Annotated in this window: 19 protein-coding genes; 14 read left to right on the forward strand and 5 right to left on the reverse strand. The window is 60.3% G+C overall.

The genetic code is table 11. The features are described from left to right. Positions 1 to 5: 5 nt before the first annotated feature. Positions 6 to 1,505 (forward strand): SH3 domain-containing protein, encoded by a 1,500-nt coding sequence (locus J7447_RS14165; RefSeq protein ID WP_209169953.1) that lies wholly within the window; start codon positions 6 to 8, stop codon positions 1,503 to 1,505. Between the two features lie 52 nt (positions 1,506 to 1,557). On the opposite strand, the gene J7447_RS14170 is transcribed toward J7447_RS14165, so the two are convergent. Next, the gene (locus tag J7447_RS14170) at positions 1,558 to 2,664 is read right to left on the reverse strand and encodes a YeeE/YedE family protein (protein ID WP_209169961.1); all 1,107 of its coding nucleotides are present in this window, start codon (positions 2,662 to 2,664) and stop codon (positions 1,558 to 1,560) included. A 125-nt stretch (positions 2,665 to 2,789) separates the two neighbouring features. Here J7447_RS14170 and J7447_RS14175 point away from each other — a divergent pair, with 125 nt between their 5' ends. After that, on the forward strand, positions 2,790 to 3,728 hold the full coding sequence (locus J7447_RS14175; protein WP_209169963.1) for an MBL fold metallo-hydrolase: 939 nt from the start codon (positions 2,790 to 2,792) through the stop codon (positions 3,726 to 3,728). Between the two features lie 25 nt (positions 3,729 to 3,753). Here the strand turns inward: J7447_RS14175 and J7447_RS14180 are convergent, their stop codons facing one another. The 3 genes from J7447_RS14180 to J7447_RS14190 all read right to left on the reverse strand — a co-directional run bounded on the left by J7447_RS14180 (position 3,754) and on the right by J7447_RS14190 (position 5,821). Beyond that, a complete protein-coding gene (locus J7447_RS14180) occupies positions 3,754 to 4,860 on the reverse strand; it encodes a YeeE/YedE family protein (RefSeq protein ID WP_209169981.1) in 1,107 nt (368 codons plus the stop codon). A gap of 144 nt (positions 4,861 to 5,004) precedes the next feature. Then, complete coding sequence (locus J7447_RS14185; protein WP_023003236.1) at positions 5,005 to 5,355, reverse strand: metalloregulator ArsR/SmtB family transcription factor; 351 nt, start codon at positions 5,353 to 5,355, stop codon at positions 5,005 to 5,007. Positions 5,356 to 5,446: 91 nt separating this feature from the next. Further along, complete coding sequence (locus J7447_RS14190) at positions 5,447 to 5,821, reverse strand: regulatory protein SoxS (protein WP_023003235.1); 375 nt, start codon at positions 5,819 to 5,821, stop codon at positions 5,447 to 5,449. Between the two features lie 92 nt (positions 5,822 to 5,913). On the opposite strand from J7447_RS14190, the gene J7447_RS14195 reads away from it, so the two are divergent. The 11 genes from J7447_RS14195 (at position 5,914) to J7447_RS14245 (ending at position 15,681) form a co-directional block, all read left to right on the forward strand. Next, positions 5,914 to 6,648 (forward strand): cytochrome c biogenesis protein CcdA, encoded by a 735-nt coding sequence (locus J7447_RS14195; RefSeq protein WP_023003234.1) that lies wholly within the window; start codon positions 5,914 to 5,916, stop codon positions 6,646 to 6,648. Between the two features lie 32 nt (positions 6,649 to 6,680). Next, positions 6,681 to 7,274, forward strand: a complete 594-nt coding sequence (locus J7447_RS14200) for a thioredoxin family protein (RefSeq protein ID WP_023003233.1) — start codon at positions 6,681 to 6,683, stop codon at positions 7,272 to 7,274. A 177-nt stretch (positions 7,275 to 7,451) separates the two neighbouring features. Next, positions 7,452 to 7,931 carry a sulfur oxidation c-type cytochrome SoxX gene (gene soxX / locus J7447_RS14205; protein ID WP_075282328.1) on the forward strand — a complete coding sequence of 160 codons (480 nt, stop codon included), beginning with the start codon at positions 7,452 to 7,454 and terminating at the stop codon, positions 7,929 to 7,931. A 23-nt stretch (positions 7,932 to 7,954) separates the two neighbouring features. Further along, the gene (gene soxY / locus J7447_RS14210) at positions 7,955 to 8,404 is read left to right on the forward strand and encodes a thiosulfate oxidation carrier protein SoxY (protein ID WP_209169993.1); all 450 of its coding nucleotides are present in this window, start codon (positions 7,955 to 7,957) and stop codon (positions 8,402 to 8,404) included. 97 nt (positions 8,405 to 8,501) lie between these two features. Further along, positions 8,502 to 8,828, forward strand: a complete 327-nt coding sequence (gene soxZ, locus J7447_RS14215; protein ID WP_023003230.1) for a thiosulfate oxidation carrier complex protein SoxZ — start codon at positions 8,502 to 8,504, stop codon at positions 8,826 to 8,828. Positions 8,829 to 9,001: 173 nt separating this feature from the next. Next, the gene (gene soxA / locus J7447_RS14220; protein WP_209170153.1) at positions 9,002 to 9,832 is read left to right on the forward strand and encodes a sulfur oxidation c-type cytochrome SoxA; all 831 of its coding nucleotides are present in this window, start codon (positions 9,002 to 9,004) and stop codon (positions 9,830 to 9,832) included. Positions 9,833 to 10,044: 212 nt separating this feature from the next. Beyond that, positions 10,045 to 11,739 (forward strand): thiosulfohydrolase SoxB, encoded by a 1,695-nt coding sequence (gene soxB, locus J7447_RS14225; RefSeq protein WP_209170000.1) that lies wholly within the window; start codon positions 10,045 to 10,047, stop codon positions 11,737 to 11,739. Between the two features lie 33 nt (positions 11,740 to 11,772). Further along, positions 11,773 to 13,047 (forward strand): sulfite dehydrogenase, encoded by a 1,275-nt coding sequence (gene soxC, locus J7447_RS14230; protein WP_209170002.1) that lies wholly within the window; start codon positions 11,773 to 11,775, stop codon positions 13,045 to 13,047. Then, positions 13,031 to 14,152 carry a c-type cytochrome gene (locus J7447_RS14235; protein WP_209170004.1) on the forward strand — a complete coding sequence of 374 codons (1,122 nt, stop codon included), beginning with the start codon at positions 13,031 to 13,033 and terminating at the stop codon, positions 14,150 to 14,152. The genes soxC and J7447_RS14235 overlap by 17 nt, the downstream gene beginning before the upstream one ends. A gap of 87 nt (positions 14,153 to 14,239) precedes the next feature. Further along, on the forward strand, positions 14,240 to 14,683 hold the full coding sequence (locus J7447_RS14240; RefSeq protein ID WP_023003225.1) for a DsrE family protein: 444 nt from the start codon (positions 14,240 to 14,242) through the stop codon (positions 14,681 to 14,683). Positions 14,684 to 14,934: 251 nt separating this feature from the next. Beyond that, entirely contained in the window at positions 14,935 to 15,681 is a 747-nt protein-coding gene (locus J7447_RS14245; protein ID WP_055656122.1) for a Crp/Fnr family transcriptional regulator, read from the forward strand. A 58-nt stretch (positions 15,682 to 15,739) separates the two neighbouring features. Here J7447_RS14245 and J7447_RS14250 read toward each other — a convergent pair whose 3' ends face one another. Beyond that, the gene (locus J7447_RS14250; RefSeq protein WP_051990105.1) at positions 15,740 to 16,102 is read right to left on the reverse strand and encodes a response regulator; all 363 of its coding nucleotides are present in this window, start codon (positions 16,100 to 16,102) and stop codon (positions 15,740 to 15,742) included. A 186-nt stretch (positions 16,103 to 16,288) separates the two neighbouring features. Here J7447_RS14250 and J7447_RS14255 point away from each other — a divergent pair, with 186 nt between their 5' ends. Continuing rightward, positions 16,289 to 16,594 (forward strand): hypothetical protein, encoded by a 306-nt coding sequence (locus J7447_RS14255; protein WP_055656123.1) that lies wholly within the window; start codon positions 16,289 to 16,291, stop codon positions 16,592 to 16,594. Positions 16,595 to 16,636 lie beyond the last annotated feature (42 nt).

Here is a 16,636-nt window from a genome sequence, read left to right on the forward strand (position 1 = left end):
CTCGTTTGGTCAAAATCATCGAGGCGGCCGGCGCCCGCTTCACTCAGCAGTCGACGGTACCCATGTTGCTCAAATCCATCGTTTTCTGTCTTTCGCTGGTTTTCTCGGTTTCGCAGCTTTCTGCCGCCGAGATTACACAGCGTCCCGATCTCGCACCGCGATTGGCACAATTGAAGCCGTTGTATCCGGGCAAAGGGTCTGCCGGCAGCGTGGTCAATGAACTGCAGGGAACGATATTCCTGATTTCCGGCGTCATCGAAAAAGGCGATCTGGAAAAGCTGAAGGCTGCTCTCGACGGCACCTGGGGCAAATACATCGTCTTCGACAGCCCCGGCGGCAGCTTTCTGGAAGGCATCCGCATCGGCCAGTATCTGCAATACAACGTCGGCTCGCAGGACCCGGATCTCAACGGTGTCTTCGTTCTCAACGGTAACGAGTGCCTGTCCGCCTGCGCTCTCGCCTTCACCCTGGCAGCTACCCCGCGCAACGCTGTTTATGGTGGCGATATCCGCTTTCTGGAAGCTGGCGCGGCACTCGGATACCACATGGCATTCCTGCCAGAGGAGAAGGCCAACCAGCTTGTGGCCGTCAAGGAAGCCATGAACCTGGCCTATGAAGTGACGCAGACCTACGTCAAGCTGATCAAGGGCGGCATTGCCCCGTCCATCTTGTTGCAGGAAGCCCTGTCCCACCGCACTGCCGACAGCTTCTTTTATCTGGCTGGCGGCATTCGGTCCTACGCGATGGGCCTGACGCCGGTTTCTGCCGGCACTATTGCCGACCCGATCAACAAGAGTGCCCTTTACATGGACACGGTTGCCGCCATGTGCACCCAGCTTTTCCAGGCCGACAATTCAATCAGGAAATCTGAAGTCGAATATGAATTCGGAGCAATTGACGGATCTGGCCCGAACCCGCAGGAAACCAAGCTGGAAGATCTGATCCAAGAGTTGGGGTCACGCCGTATCGCCGCCAGCCATAACGGCGTTGCTTATTGCACCGTAGAACTTTCCGAAGACGGCACCGTCGGCATGCGCATCACCTCCGGTTCGCTACCCTGTGCGAAGGGCGGGTATGACGCCCCCACATGGTGCGCAATGCCGGGGCCCTTCGACGATACCCTGCCGAAAGTGACCAACGCGCTGCTTGCCGACGCAGCCAGTTGCCACGGCGGCACGCTGACGACCGAATACGCCTACTGGACGAGCGATGTCATCGACTACGACATCGGCGAGGAAACACCGACCGCTCTGACGGACTGGAATTCGTGGGAGCGCACCATCGCGCGGGACGTCAACGTTCGCCGGACCCCTTCTCTCGACGCGGAAGCCGTTGGCCGGGTGCAGATCGGCGACAAGGTCAAGATTTCCGATTGCCGTATCGTCTCGGGGCCGCAAGGTGTCTGGTATCAACTGTCCACCGGCGGCTGGATCAGTGCCCGCTTCGTTTCCGAATTCGACCAGTTCACCCGTCCGGCAACAGAAGAAACCATGATAGGCCGATAAGGGCCTTGAACCCGGCAGCTCCCGGCAGGCAAGGCCTCTTCCTGCTTTGCCTTCAGGCTGCGGTTTTCACCTGTTCTGCTGCAGGAGACCCACCGACCGTCTGCTGCCGGGCGTCATAGCTTGTCAGCAGGCGGTCGGCAACACCGGCAGACAGCCAGATGGCGGTCAGGGTGATCCACGCCGTCAGCGCGAAGATGGAAGCTCCCGTGATGCCGGCCCCGACGGCACAGCCGCCGGCAAGCATGCCGCCGAACCCCATGAGCGTTGCTCCGGTGAGGTAGCGCGCCATCGACTTGCCGCCTTCGAACCCCTGCAGGGCGAGTTCCCGCGTCACGAAAGCCGCCAGGAACGAGCCCAGAAAGACGCCGGGCACCAAGCCGACATCGAAATCAAGCAGATCGCCCGGTGGTGACAGAACCAGCATCAGGGCATCGGCGGACGGTCCTGTGAAGGTTACCCCTTCCACCTGCACGGGGTCGAAAGCCTGCCGGGCCATGGCGGATGTGAACCACCAGGCCAGGGGAATTGCCAGCCCCGCGCCCGCTGCCGCCACCAGTTGCCAGACCTTCACCCTCGACCGCCAGGCAAAGACAAGCCCCGCTACCAGCCAGAGTGCAGTGAAACCAAGCGTCACGGATGCGCTCAGTCCCAGCATCTCGGTTAGATTGTTGCCGCCGATATCCCCTGTCGTCCAAAGACCTGCAAACCATTCGCGCACCGGTTTCAACAGGCCGCGCAGGCTCGCCTGGGCGACGACGGCAAAGACAAGCCCGGACAATAACGCCCGCAGATTGCCGGTGGCCGAAAGCACCAGCAGACGGCTTGCGCATCCGCGCGCCAGCACCATGCCGGTGCCGAACATCAACCCGCCCAGCAAAGCTCCGGAGAGGCTTTGCGGCGATGCCAACTGGCGGGCTTCATTTGCCTGCACTTCGCCCAGATGGATCAACACTTGCGTGCACAGAACCGCCGCGGAAAAGGTCAGGAGCCAGACCGGCAACCGGTCCTTCGGCGCACCGCGAGAGAATTCCAGGCTGGCAGCGCGCAGGCAAAAGCGGCTTTGCTGGGCAAAGGCGCCAAAAAGGACGCCGACAACCAGCCCGCCGATTGCCAGCAACCAGGGCTCGGAAATTTCGTCCAGAAGAAATGTCAGATCCATGGGCCCCTCCCGGGCACACTGCGTCCTCGATTGCCACCAGCTTGGTGCCCTTTCGCTTCAACGGGCATTGACCTCTCTCAATGAAACATAGATAAATTCAAAAGTTTGAATATGTGGAGGATGCCATGTCCGGGCAATTTCGGAAAGATCTGACGAGACGCAACGTTCTTGCCGGAGGCCTCGCGTTTGCGACCGCGGGTTTTGCCAGCCGGATAACGCCTGCCTTTGCAACCGCGAACCTGACCCTCGGCGCACACGACATCACCGTCTTTTCCGACGGTCATCTGACCCTGCCGATGAACTTCATTTTGCCAGAGCAAAGCGAAGAAGAGATCGCGGCGCTGCTGAAACCCCATGGCCTTGCCACGGACACTCTGACGCCGGATTGCAACATCACATTGCTCCGCACCGGCGACCGCACAGTCCTCTTCGACGTCGGATCAGGCGCCAATTTCCAGTCGACGGCAGGTGAGTTGCCGGACCACCTGGCGGAAGCCGGTATCGATCCGTCGGACATCACCGACATTGTCTTCACCCACGCCCACCCGGACCATCTTTGGGGCATCCTGGACGATTTCGACGATCCGCTTTACCCGGAAGCGCAGATCTGGATGCCACAGGCCGAATGGGACTACTGGCGCGCCGACGATACGCTGGCCAAGACGCCGGAGGAGCGCAAGAGTTTCGTGGTCGGGGCACAGGCGCGTTTCGACGTGATCGAAGACCGGGTGAACATGATCAAGCCGGGCCAAGAAGTGCTTCCAGGCGTTGAGGCGGTCGACACGGCGGGCCACACTCCGGGGCACATGTCCTACATGCTGCACGGCGGATCCGAGAGCCTGCTGGTGGTGGGCGACGCGATTTCCAACACGGTGATTTCTTTCGAAAAACCCGGCTGGGCTTCCGGCTCCGATCAGGACCGCGACATGGGCATTGCCACCCGCAAGGCGCTGCTCGACCGCCTGGCGCAAGATGGCTCCCGCGTCATCGGTTACCACTTCCCCCACCCCGGTGGAGGGCACGTGGAACGCACCGGCGATGCCTACAGTTTCGTCGCAGCCTGAACTGCCGGATGAAAGGTGCCGGGTTTCACTCCGCCGCCGAGTGATGGGCACTGCCCTGGTTGCGCTGGAAGGCGGCAAGGACGTTGCCTTCCACAAGCCAGGCAAGCCCGACCCGCGCACCGAGCGCCATGGATACCATCACGATGGGCGCAGAAATCGCCAGCGTGGAAAAGCCGGTAATGCCCTGCCCCACCGTGCAGCCCATGGAAAACACCCCGCCGACACCCATCAGGGTGCCACCCAGAAGATGGCGGCCGAGTTCGCGTGCATCGTCGCACGCTTCCCAGCGGATATCCCGTTTCCACATTGCCGCGACCACGGCGCCGACCAGCGTACCGGCAATCAGACCGACGCCATAGTCCGGCAAGGTCCCCGTATAGGTGATCAGCTGCATGATGGTGTCGCCGACCGGTACCACGAAGGATCCGGCCTCGATCTGGATCGGATCGAAGGAGCGTCCCGCAAGGAAGGTTGTCGCCCACCAGCCGAAGGCGATCACGCTGCCGATGACAACACCGGTTCCGATCTTGCTCCATTGCCGGCGATAGGACGCCGATTTGAAGATCCAGAACAGACCAGCCAAAGCGAGCGCGATGGCAACCACACCCTGCAGCTTCATGCCCACCAGGGTCGAGACAATGTCGCCCATGGACTGGCTGCCGCTTGCGGTGAAGGAAACGGCAAGATCATCGACGATCGGCACCCGCACGATGCCGACGATGCCCCTTTGGGCTGCCAGTGCCGACAGGCCGATGACCGTCAGCACCACGAGTGCCCGCAGACTTCCGCCTCCCAGACGCAGAACGGCACCGAAGCCGCAGGTGCCGACAAGCGCCATGCCGATGCCGAACATGAAGCCGCCGAGAATGGCGCCCGTCCAGGCAAATTCCGGTGACAGGTAAAAGGAGGCAGCCGTGTCGGCCATGCCGAAGGCGACGAGCAGCTGTGTGCCGATCAGTGCGGATACGGAAGCAAGCACCCAGGTCCTGAGCGCGCTGCTGTCGCCCGCGTACCAGTGCCTTTCCAGGGCCGACAGCGTACAGAAGTGGTTTGACCTGGCAACGAACCCCAGCACGCACCCCGCGAGCACACCCAGAAGCGGTGTCAGCACCGCCGGATCGAGATTGACCATGCGCGTCCTACCCTCCGCCGGTTATTCCGGCCGCGTTTCCCGTACTCGCTCTTTCGGCGATTTTTCAAACCGTAGCAGGCAGCGAAATTTGCAGCAATCGATCTCGTTGCTGCATCGCACGCCCGTATGTTGCGCTACCTGCGTTTATTTTTCAGGTGCACGCACGTCCTTGCAGAACAGCTCGTAAAGGCTCGAAATGATCGAACTTACCTCATCGTTCATGAGGCTGTAGTAGATCATCCGCCCGTCGCGCCGCGACTGCACAAGGCCTTCCAGGCGAAGCCGTGCAAGCTGCTGGGAAACCGCGGCCTGCGGCATTGTCAGGATCTCTTCCAGCTCGGAAACCGACTTTTCGCCTTCAGACAGCAGACACAGGATGACAAGGCGTACTTCGTGCGAAAGGGCTTTGAGCAGATCGCTCGCCTTCCGCGCCTGCTCCATCAGCAGGTCGAGGTCCTTCGCATCCAGGTTCTTGTCAAAGGCCGGCAGTATCATCCGGAACCCATACCCTTTTCAGCATTGCCATTGCAGCGCACAAAACCGCTTTTCAGATTCATGCCTCAACTTCAGCACCGGATCAACAGCATCACTTGCTCGTGTCCGGAAGCTTTCCCAACATATCGGTCAGCAGCGGCCAGAAGAAGTGCTCTCCCGGATAGCCGCGCAAACGGTCGATTTCAACGCCGTCGGCCACCAGAATGAAGGTTGGAGTCATCCGCTCTTTCGGTATGCCGGCCAGGTCCTGCGGCCAGGCGTCGGTAATATCGACGCGGCGCAACGGCGCTTGCCGGCCTTCCGACGTCTTCGGATAGGCGATGCCGATTTCCTCGTTCCAGCGCTTGCACCAGACACACCCCGGCTGCTCAAGCATGACCAGCTCGGCACTCCAGGCAGGCAACGCCTGAAACAGGCCGGAAACCAACACTCCGGCAAGGATCATCGCACGTGTCGCGACGGACATTTTGCAGTCTCCACATTTCTTCCATTGCAATATATAGGAACTTTTGAATATTTTAAAGCAACCGAAGATCGAGTTTCTCTGGGAGGAAATGAATGCTCGATGTTTCTCTGGGCGCTGCCTTTCTGGCAGGTCTGCTTTCATTCATTTCGCCTTGTGTCTTGCCGATTGTGCCGCCCTACCTGTGTTACCTGGCCGGTGTCAGCGTCGATGAACTGAAGGGCGACACGGCCACGGCCGAAACGGGTCGCCGGGTGATTCTGGCGGCGATCGCCTTCGTGCTCGGCTTTTCGCTCGTCTTTGTCGCCCTCGGTGCAACGGCCAGCGTCATCGGCCAGTCGATCGCCCGCTACTACGATATCCTGTCTTATGTTGCAGGCGCGATCATCATCGTCATGGGCCTGCATTTTCTCGGTGTCTTTCGCATCGGGCTTCTGTTCCGCGAAGCCCGCATTCATGTGGAACGCAAGCCCGCGGGTCTGGTTGGAGCCTTCGTCATGGGCCTGGCGTTCGCGTTCGGCTGGACACCGTGCGTCGGCCCGGTTCTGGCGGCAATCCTGTTCGTTGCCGGATCGTCGGACACCACCTGGCACGGCGCCGGACTGCTTGCGGTCTATGCACTCGGCATCGGTCTGCCTTTCATCCTGGCGGCAGCATTTGCCAGCCGGTTCCTGAAACTGGCCGGCCGTTTCCGCAAACACATGGGCACGGTGGAAAAGATCATGGGCGGCCTCCTGGTGCTCACCGGCCTGCTGTTCATCACCGGGCAAATGTCGGCAATCGCCTTCTGGCTGCTCGAAACTTTCCCGGTTTTCTCACAAATCGGCTGACCGGCCATTTCCGGTCCAGGGAGGACAATGACATGCGTATCTGGAAACAATTGGTGCTGGCAGTCGAGCTCTTGGCGGCCCTGACCACAACGGCGCTCGCCGCAACGCTCGGTGACGACGGCCTGCACAAGCAGCCCTGGTTCACCGTAACCTTCCGCGACATAGGCGAAGACATTGAAACCGCGGCAGGAGAAGGCAAGCGCCTGGCAATCATCTTTGAACAACGTGGCTGCATCTATTGCCGCCAGATGCACGAAAAGATCCTCTCCGACCCGGAAGTGACCGACTACATCAAAGAGAACTTCATGGTCGTGCAATACAACATGTTTGGCGACGAGGAAGTGATCGACCTGGACGGCGAAGAACTGACCGAAAAGACCGCCGCGCGCAAATGGGGCTATGTCTTCACACCCACAATCGTGTTCCTGCCGGAGGAGGTTCCGAGCGAGGGAACCGTGTCGGAAGTGGCCGTTGCGACGATGCCTGGCGCCTTCGGCAAGTGGACTTTCCTGAACATGTTTCGCTGGGTTCAGGAAAAAGGCTACGAAGGCGACGAGCATTTCCAGAAGTATCATGCCCGCATAATCAACGAGTTGCGCGAAAAAGGCCGCCTCGACGCGGAATAGGAAGAGCGGATAAAACAGGTTTATGCCGGATAGGGCAAAAGGCCTATTGCATAACATATGCAAAAAATCATATCTTTTAATATGAGGAGGACAGGCAGGCTGGGGAATCGGACCTGCCGAAGGAACGCAAACGGCACCACAGCCGGCCGTTCCGCACTGAGGAGGAAAGCCGACACAATGTTCAAGGGCGCGACACATTTCAGCCTGCCGGCGGCCTTTGCCGGCCTAGCCGTCCTGGCCGCTTCCGCAGCGGCCGCCGGAACGGTTGCTCCGGACAGCGTTCCCATCGTCGATATGGAACTGTCCGAATCCCTGACGGGCGTTCAGGGAGACCCGCAGGCCGGACGCGAAGCCTTCGCCGACCGCAAGAAGGGCAACTGCCTGGCTTGCCATGCCAATGCCGATCTCAGCGACCAGCTGTTCCACGGCGAAGTCGGCCCCGTCCTCGACGGTGCCGCCGACCGCTGGAGCGAGGCGCAACTGCGCGCCATCGTGGTCAACAGCAAGGACGTCTTCGGCGAACAGACCATCATGCCCGGTTTCTACACCCTGAAGGTGGGCATCAACGTCGACGAGGAATTCGCCGGCAAAACCATCCTGTCAGCGCAAGAGGTAGAGGACGTCGTCGCCTATCTCATGACGCTGAAAGAGAATTGATCTCGGGTTTCAAGGAGCAAGAGATGAGCTTTACAAGACGCCAGGTGTTTGGTCTCACGATCGGAGCCGCTGCATTCGTGGCCGCCGGATCGCGGGTTTCCTTCGCCGCAACCGACCAGACCGAAGAGGCCATCAAGGCCTTCACCGGCGGAGCAGATCCCAAGGAGGGAACAGTTTCCCTCGACACGCCGGAAATTGCCGAGAACGGCAACACGGTGCCGGTCGGCGTATCCGTCGACAGCCCGATGACGGCAGACAGCTTCGTTGAATCTGTCCTGATCCTGGCCGACGGCAACCCCAACCCGGCTGTTGCCACGTTCCACTTCACTGCCATGAGCGGTGTTGCCGAAGCCAAGACCCGCATCCGGCTCGCCAAGACGCAGAACGTCATCGCGGTCGCCAAGATGAACGATGGCTCCGCCTTCATCGACCGCAAGGAAGTGAAAGTCACCATCGGCGGCTGCGGCGGCTAATCCGCAACAGCGCAAGCGGCTTGTCCGCAGGACCGGCACCGGCCTTTAGCCGAACCGCCGCCCGGCAAGCAGATCAGGGATACGAAGGAACCAAATCATGGCAGATCCGAAACCGCGCGTGAAAGTGCCCAAGAAGGCAGCTGCGGGCGAAGTCATCACCATCAAGACGCTTATCAGCCACCCGATGGAATCCGGTCAGCGCAAAGACAAGGAGGGCAACCTCGTTCCGCGCCAGATCATCAACAAGTTCACCTGCGAGTTCAACGGACAGGTGGTGTTTTCCTGTGACATGGACCCGGCCGTCTCGGCGAACCCCTACATGGAGTTCAGCGCCAAGGTGAATGAAACCGGCACGTTCAAGTTCACCTGGGTCGATGACGACGGCAGCGTCTACGAATCCGAGAACAAGATCACTGTTGAATAGGCGGCGGCCCTGCATCCGCGGCCGTGACGTCCGCATGGACTGAAAAGCCCGGGACAGGGTGCATCGAGAGTGTCGGGACATCGTATCTGCAGTCGGTTGAAGGCAGGATGTTCCAGGGATCGCTCAAATCGGGAGGAGACGATTTGGCCAATAGAACGAAACGCATAGCCACCATGATCGCAGTAACGATGGTCGGCACAAGCGCAAGCCTGGCCGGGGGGCCGGTTGACGAAAAGCTCGTTATCGACGGGGAAGTGGAGATCATGACCCGTGTACCGGCGCCGGAAGGGCACCCGTTCGACGAACTGATCTCGGGCTGGCACTACCGCACGGAAGAAACGCGTGATCTGGAGGCCGACAGCTTCCAGAACCCGGGTATGCTCTATGTGGAGCGCGGCGAGGAAATCTGGAACACCGTGGACGGTGCTGCTGGCAAGTCCTGCGCCTCCTGCCACGAGGATTCCGAGGAGTTCCTCAAGGGTCTCGGCGCCAGCTATCCCAAGTGGAATGAGGACGCCGGCAAGCCGTTCAACATCGAGCTTCAGATCAACCAGTGCCGTGAACAGAACATGCAGGCTGAGCCCTACAAGTTCGACGCGGCCGATCAGAAGGCTCTGACGACCTACATCAAGCACCAGTCGCTTGGCATGCCGATGAAAGTCGATCTGAGCGAAGGCGAAATGCAGACCTGGTGGGACAAGGGCAAGGAGCTCTACTACACCCGCACGGGTCAGCTGAACCTGTCCTGTGCCACCTGCCACGAGAACTACAACGGCAACTACATCCGGGCTGACCACCTCAGCCAGGGCAGCGTCAACGGGTTCCCGACCTATCGTCTGAAGCAGGCGGACCTTGTCTCCCTGCACAACCGCTTCCGCGGATGTATCCGCGATACGCGGGCAGCCTTCCCGGCCGCCTTCTCCGATGAGCTGATGGCTCTGGAGGTCTATGTGACCTGGCGTGGCTCGGGGCTCGGCATCGAAACCCCGGCGGTTCGCCAGTAGGCCGACCGTTTAAACTCCGGCGCGGTCGCAGCCACCGCGCCGGTTTCTTTCCTGTCGCCGGCGAAGTCCCGCCCGGCCAGCAGGCGGAAACAGAGGGCTGAAAACATCAATGTCCCGAACGTGGGATAACCGGGGTGCACGGCGTCGCCGTGCCTCAACGGGAAAACTGTGCAACCGGCCGGGCATCGGCCGTTGGTTTGGAGTAACTGAGGATGTTCTCAAGACGTGAGTTCCTGATGGCGGCAACCGCGACAAGTGCCTTGCTCGGATCGGGCATGGCGGGTTCGTGGTCGCGGCTGATGGCCCAGCAAGCCCTGACGGAAGACCAGCTCCTGGGGATGGACCCGAAAGGCAAGCTCACGCTGGTGCATATCACTGACATCCACGCCCAGCTGAAGCCGATCTACTTTCGCGAACCGTCCATCAACCTGGGTATCGGCGACGTCAACGGCAAACCTCCACACGTGACCGGTGCCGATTTCCTGAAGCTCTACAACATCGAAGCCGGGTCGCCGGATGCCTATGCGCTGACCTCGGAAGACTTCGTCTCCCTTGCCAGGAGCTATGGCAAGATGGGCGGCATGGACCGGGTCGCGACCGTGATCAAGCGCATTCGCGCCGAACGCGGTGCCGACAACGTTCTCCTGCTGGATGGCGGCGACACCTGGCAGGGCAGCTACACATCCAACGTCACCCAGGGTGAAGACATGATCACGATCATGAACTCGCTCGAGCCCGACGCCATGACCGGGCACTGGGAATTCACCTACGGCACCGACCGGGTTCAGGAAGTCATCGACAGTCTGCCCTTCGCCTTCCTCGGCTCCAACATCTACGACAACGAATGGGACGAGCCCGCCTTCGAAGCCTGGAAGATGTTCGAACGTGGCGGGTCCAAGGTCGCTGTCATCGGTCAGGCTTTCCCGTATACGCCGATTGCCAACCCGCGCTGGATGATCCCCGGCTGGTCCTTCGGCATCCGCGAGGAAGACATTGCCAAACATGTGACCGAGGCTCGCGACGAGGGCGCTGAAATCGTCGTGCTGCTGTCGCACAACGGCTTTGACGTCGACCGGAAGCTCGCCTCGCGCGTTGACGGTATCGACGTCATCCTGACGGGCCACACGCACGACGCCCTGCCGGAACCGGTCATCGTCAACGACACGCTGGTGATTGCCTCCGGCTCCAACGGCAAGTTTGTCTCCCGGGTCGATCTCGACGTTCAGGACGGCAAGCTGGCCGGGTATGCCTATCGCCTGATCCCGATCTTCTCCGACGTCATCACGCCAGATGCGGACATGGCTGCGCTCATCGATGAGGTTCGCGCGCCTTACGAAGCGGACCTCGCCCGCGTTCTCGGCAAGACCGAGAACCTCCTGTATCGGCGCGGCAACTTCAACGGCACCTTCGACGATCTGATCTGCCAGGCACTTCTGACCGAACGCGACGCCGAAATTGCCCTGTCACCCGGCTTCCGCTGGGGGACATCGCTTCTGCCGGGCCAGGACATCACCTTCGAGGATGTCCATAACGCCTGCGCCATGACCTATCCGGCGGCCTACCGTTCGTCGATGACGGGCCAGATGCTGAAGGACATTCTGGAGGATGTCGGCGACAACCTCTTCAACAAGGACCCCTACTACCAGCAGGGTGGTGACATGGTCCGCGTTGGTGGCATGGGCTACACCATCGATCCCGGCAAGGAAATCGGCGAGCGCATCTCGGGCATGACCCTGCTCGCCACCGGAGAAGCAATCGACCCCGCCAGGGAATATGTCGTTGCCGGCTGGGCTTCGGTCAACGAGGGCACGGAAGGCCCGCCCATCTCCGAAGTCGTTGAAGCCTATCTCACAAGCAATCCCGTGGTCAGCCTGCCGGACAACCAGTCCGTCAAGCTGGCAGGATGACGCCTTTTCTTCAGAGATCCTGAGGACACGATCATGACTGACAAAACCAACTCCAAGACGCCGGGTCTTTCCAGGCGCTCCCTCTTGAAAGCAGGCTTCGCCGCAGGCGCCGTTGCAGGCACGGCTGGTGCCGCGCGCGCGGCCGGCGATCCATTGATAACCGAGATACAGGACTGGAACCGATACCTCGGTGACGGTGTGCAGGCGCGCCCTTATGGCACGCCGTCGGAATACGAGGCCAATGTGGTCCGCCGCGACGTGGAGTGGCTGACGGCATCCACCGAGAGTTCGGTGAACTTCACACCGCTGCACGAGCTGGACGGCATCATCACGCCCAACGGCCTGTGTTTCGAGCGCCACCACGGCGGCATTGCCGACATCAATCCTGCAGATCATCGGTTGATGATCAACGGTCTGGTCGACAGCCCCCTCGTCTTCACCATGGAAGACCTGAAGCGCTTCCCGCGCGAGAACCGGGTCTACTTCCTGGAATGCGCCGCCAACTCCGGCATGGAGTGGCGTGGCTCCCAGCTCAACGGCTGTCAGTACACACACGGCATGGTTCACTGCGTGATGTATACCGGCGTGCCGCTGAAACTGATCCTGGAAGAGGCTGGCCTGAAGACCAATGCCAAATGGGTGATGCCGGAAGGCGCCGATGCCTCGGCCATGACCCGGTCCATCCCGATGGAAAAGGCTCTCGACGACTGCCTGGTCGCCTTCAAGATGAACGGTGAGGCTCTGCGTCCCGAACAGGGTTATCCGCTGCGTCTGGTCGTGCCCGGCTGGGAAGGCAACATGTGGGTGAAATGGCTGCGCCGGATCGAAGTCGGCGACGAACCCTGGCACCAGCGCGAGGAAACGTCCAAATACACGGACCTTCTGGAGAACGGCAAGGCCCGCCGCTTCACCTGGGTGATGGATCCCAAGTCCGTCATCACCTCACCGAGCCCGCAGGCCCCGGTCAGCCACGGCAAGGGACCGATGGTCATCTCCGGTGTCGCCTGGTCCGGCAACGGACGGATCAAGCGGGTGGATGTGTCGCTTGACGGCGGCCGGAACTGGAAAACCGCCCGCCTCGACGGCCCAAGCCTGTCGAAAGCCATGCACCGCTTCTACCTGGACATCGACTGGGACGGCTCGGACATGCTGATCCAGTCCCGCGCGATGGACGAGCACGGCTTCTTCCAGCCGACCAAGAACGAGCTGCGTGCCGCCCGCGGCGAAAACTCGATCTACCACAACAACGGCATCCAGACCTGGTATGTCAAAGCAGACGGAATGGTGGAAAATGTCGAAGTTTCTTAAAGCCCTCAGCCTTGGAACCGTGCTCGCCACCCTGCCCCTGCTTGCCGCGACGGCCCAGGCGGGAGACGCAGAAAAAGGTGAGAAGGTCTTCAAGAAATGCGCGGCCTGCCACGCGGTCGGGGAAGGCGCAAAGAACAAGGTCGGTCCGGAACTGAACGAGATTTTCGGCCGTACCGCAGGATCGCTTGAGGACTACAAGTATTCCAAGGCGATGATCGAGGCCGGTGGTGGCGGGCTCGTCTGGGACGAGGCAACACTGACGACCTATCTGACCAAGCCCAAGGACATGGTCAAAGGCACCAAGATGGCCTTTGCCGGTCTGAAGAAGCAGGAAGACCTGGACAACGTGATTGCCTATCTGGCCACCTTCTCCAGTGCTGCTGCTCCCGCCGACCAGCAGGGCGCCGCAGAACCTGCCGCCACTGAAACGGAAACCGCCAGCGCCGACACGGCAGCGGAGGCTCCAGCCGTACCAGTGTCCGAAGTCCGTGAAGGTGGCATCTTCGGCCTTGGCCGTGTGGCGACGGACGACGAGGTCGCCGCGTGGGATATCGACGTACGCCCCGACGGCAGCGGCTTGCCGGAGGGCTCCGGTACGGTGGCCGATGGGGAAGTGCTGTTCACGGACAACTGCGCCGTCTGTCACGGCGATTTTGGCGAAGGTGTCGGCCGCTGGCCGGTTCTGGCCGGTGGCCAGGACACCCTGACCGAGGAACGCCCGGAAAAGACCATCGGCTCCTACTGGCCGTATCTGTCCACGGTCTACGACTATGTCCGCCGCGCCATGCCCTACGGCAACGCCCGTTCCCTGTCGGATGACGACGTTTACGCGTTGACGGCCTATCTCCTTTATCTGAACGACATCGTCGAGGACGAGGACTTCGAATTGTCGAAAGACAACTTCCTGGAGATCCGTCTTCCCAACGAGGAAAATTTCATCGCTGACGATCGCGCCGAAGAGCCGCATTATGCTGCCAAGGCCGAACCCTGCATGAGCGACTGCAAGGACAGCGCGGTCGAGATCACCATGCGCGCCCGTATTCTCGACGTGACCCCGGGATCTGTCGACGACGACGAGGCCTCCGGCATGGGAGGCGTCGACTGACATCGTTTTGCGGCAACGGCCCGTGAAAGAAAGGCCGCCCGCGCAAGGCCGCCGCAGGATATCCTGCGGCGTTAGGAGGAGGAAACGATGGGAATGTTTTCACGACTGGCAGTGGCCACTTCGGCCCTGCTGATGCTTGGCTCTGCCGTATTGGCAGGCGACGGCATTCACAAACTTGCCCTGCAGATCAGCGACAATGATCCGCAGAAGATGAACACCGTCTTGAACGTCGCGTCCAATGTGGCGCGCCACTACTCTGAAATCGGCGAGGAGGCCGATATCAAGATTGTTGCCTTCAATGCGGGCCTGCACATGTTCCGGGCGGATACGTCCCCCGTTTCGGACCGCATGAAATCCTTCGTGGAAAGCATGCCGAATGTCGCCTTCGAGGCCTGCGACAACACCCGCCAGGCCATGGCCAAAAAGGAAGGCAAGGACATCGAGTTTCTGGAAGGTGTCGAAGTTGTTCCCGCTGGTGCCGTCACTCTGATGGAGCTGGACGAAGACGGCTACACCATCCTGCGGCCCTAGACAGTCACAAGACCCGCCGTGCGGACAGTTGCAAGGTCCGTACGGCTTCGTCCCTTTCGGCATGTAGCCCGCCGGAACGCCCGGCTTTTGCATTTCCGCAATCAATTGTCAGCCGTTGCAGGTCTTTCTTTTGCACGAAGCATTCGCGTCCGGCATCGGACAGACTTGCTTTCCCACACCCTTCTGCCTCAAATGGGAACCAGCAGCAGTTCTAGGCGTTTTGATGGATTGCCAATGGAGATGCCATTTGAATGACCGAAACAGTCCCGTTTCAAACCAATTGCCAAACCTGCCCCCTGAGACGGAAATCCGTATTCCGCTCGCTGGAAGACAAGGAACTGGACTTCATTTCGGATTTCAAGACCGGTGAACTGACGGTCGAAGCCGGAGCAACCATTGTTCAGGAAGAAAACAAGAGCCCGCATCTCTACACCATTCTGGATGGCTGGGCCTTTCGGCACAAGGCTCTGGCGGACGGCCGACGGCAGGTGTTGAACTTTGCCCTTCCGGGCGATCTTGTCGGCCTTCAGCTTGCCGTCCTGAACGAGATGCAGCACACGGTCACCGCCCTTACCGACACCACTTTGTGCGTCTTTCAGCGCGACAGGGTCTGGTCGATCTTCAAGGACTACCCGAGCCTGGCCTTTTCAATGACCTGGATCGCAGCCCGTGAGGAACAGATCCTGGACGGGCACATCATCAGCCTCGGTCAACGTTCTGCCCTGGAACGGCTCGCCTATCTCATCCTGCATCTTTACGACCGCGCAGAGACCATCGGCTATGCGAGCAATCAGGCGCTGGATGCACCGTTTTCCCAAAGTCACCTGTCAGATGCGCTTGGCATCACACCGGTTCACACCAGCCGTACGCTCCGCAAGCTTCAGGAAAAGGGGCTGATCAGCTGGGCCAAGGACCGCATCCGGATCCTGGACAGGGATGCTCTGGAAAAACTTGCCTCATACGAGAGCATGGCCGATGAGTGCCGCCCGCTCATCTGAGCGGCGGCCGACATCTTCACGTTTGCTTGAAAGGCATCTTCCAGCGAAAACGAGCGCGTCAGATCAGGGCGCTGATCTGGGCTTTGGTGTAGGGCTTGCTCAGGACCACCTGCCCCTCGAACGCCGTGGGCAGCGGGTCGAGATCGCTGTAACCGCTGGCGAAGATGAACTTCGTCCCCTTTTCCAGCAGCTGGCTGGCGAAAGCCAGGCTGGTATCGTCGCCGATCTTCACATCCAGAATGGCAAAGCTGAACAGCTGAGCTGCCAGTGTTTCCGCCGCTTCCGCAAGATTTGCGAGCGTCTGTACCGGCGAGAACCCGAGCTCTTCCAGCATCATCTGCGTATCGAGCGCGATGATCGGGTTGTCTTCGACAACCAAGGCAGCGCCGCGCGTTGCCAGCACGGCAATAGTGGGTTCCATTGTCACGAGGGTTCTCATCGTCAGACTTGTTGACTGTCCGCACGATGACACGAAATCAATCGCTCCGCATTAACATAAGTTATCGGTGCAGTTAATTTTCCACTTTGATCTCAACCTCCTCCTTTATCGAAAAGAGGCGTGAAACCTTTTCTTAACTCGGGAGTTTACTAGGCGGAGGTAGACACCATGTTCACGCATCGCAAACGAATTCCGACCAACGCCCCTACGGCAATCGCCGTTGCCGCCCTTCTGGCTTCCAGCCTGATTGTGGCAGAACCCCTTTTCACCAACGAAGCGGACGCGGAAACCGCTCACAACAGCAACACGCCCGCACCGGTAGAAGTTGAACAGAAGGCCGCTCCCAAAGGCGACCTGAAGGTTGAGCTTGCCGACGTGCATGGCCGCCCGATGCGCTGCGTCTCCGGAACGCGCGTAACCACCTGTACCGGCTGGCCGATTTCCCACGGCATGCTGGCATTCAATACCGAGTAAAGAGTTCATGACGCAAAATCGTTGAAAAGCCGCCTTTTTCAG

This window comes from Labrenzia sp. R5_0 (genome assembly GCF_017743835.1).
Lineage (GTDB): Bacteria > Pseudomonadota > Alphaproteobacteria > Rhizobiales > Stappiaceae > Roseibium > Roseibium algicola.

Coding starts and splice junctions, on each gene's coding strand:
- J7447_RS14170 (WP_209169961.1), bottom strand. CDS start 2,664: ATGGATCTGACATTTCTTCTGGACGAAATTTCCGAGCCCTGGTTGCTG.
- J7447_RS14175 (WP_209169963.1), top strand. CDS start 2,790: ATGTCCGGGCAATTTCGGAAAGATCTGACGAGACGCAACGTTCTTGCC.
- J7447_RS14180 (WP_209169981.1), bottom strand. CDS start 4,860: ATGGTCAATCTCGATCCGGCGGTGCTGACACCGCTTCTGGGTGTGCTC.
- J7447_RS14185 (WP_023003236.1), bottom strand. CDS start 5,355: ATGATACTGCCGGCCTTTGACAAGAACCTGGATGCGAAGGACCTCGAC.
- J7447_RS14190 (WP_023003235.1), bottom strand. CDS start 5,821: ATGTCCGTCGCGACACGTGCGATGATCCTTGCCGGAGTGTTGGTTTCC.
- J7447_RS14195 (WP_023003234.1), top strand. CDS start 5,914: ATGCTCGATGTTTCTCTGGGCGCTGCCTTTCTGGCAGGTCTGCTTTCA.
- J7447_RS14200 (WP_023003233.1), top strand. CDS start 6,681: ATGCGTATCTGGAAACAATTGGTGCTGGCAGTCGAGCTCTTGGCGGCC.
- soxX (WP_075282328.1), top strand. CDS start 7,452: ATGTTCAAGGGCGCGACACATTTCAGCCTGCCGGCGGCCTTTGCCGGC.
- soxY (WP_209169993.1), top strand. CDS start 7,955: ATGAGCTTTACAAGACGCCAGGTGTTTGGTCTCACGATCGGAGCCGCT.
- soxZ (WP_023003230.1), top strand. CDS start 8,502: ATGGCAGATCCGAAACCGCGCGTGAAAGTGCCCAAGAAGGCAGCTGCG.
- soxA (WP_209170153.1), top strand. CDS start 9,002: ATGATCGCAGTAACGATGGTCGGCACAAGCGCAAGCCTGGCCGGGGGG.
- soxB (WP_209170000.1), top strand. CDS start 10,045: ATGTTCTCAAGACGTGAGTTCCTGATGGCGGCAACCGCGACAAGTGCC.
- soxC (WP_209170002.1), top strand. CDS start 11,773: ATGACTGACAAAACCAACTCCAAGACGCCGGGTCTTTCCAGGCGCTCC.
- J7447_RS14235 (WP_209170004.1), top strand. CDS start 13,031: ATGTCGAAGTTTCTTAAAGCCCTCAGCCTTGGAACCGTGCTCGCCACC.
- J7447_RS14240 (WP_023003225.1), top strand. CDS start 14,240: ATGGGAATGTTTTCACGACTGGCAGTGGCCACTTCGGCCCTGCTGATG.
- J7447_RS14245 (WP_055656122.1), top strand. CDS start 14,935: ATGACCGAAACAGTCCCGTTTCAAACCAATTGCCAAACCTGCCCCCTG.
- J7447_RS14250 (WP_051990105.1), bottom strand. CDS start 16,102: ATGGAACCCACTATTGCCGTGCTGGCAACGCGCGGCGCTGCCTTGGTT.
- J7447_RS14255 (WP_055656123.1), top strand. CDS start 16,289: ATGTTCACGCATCGCAAACGAATTCCGACCAACGCCCCTACGGCAATC.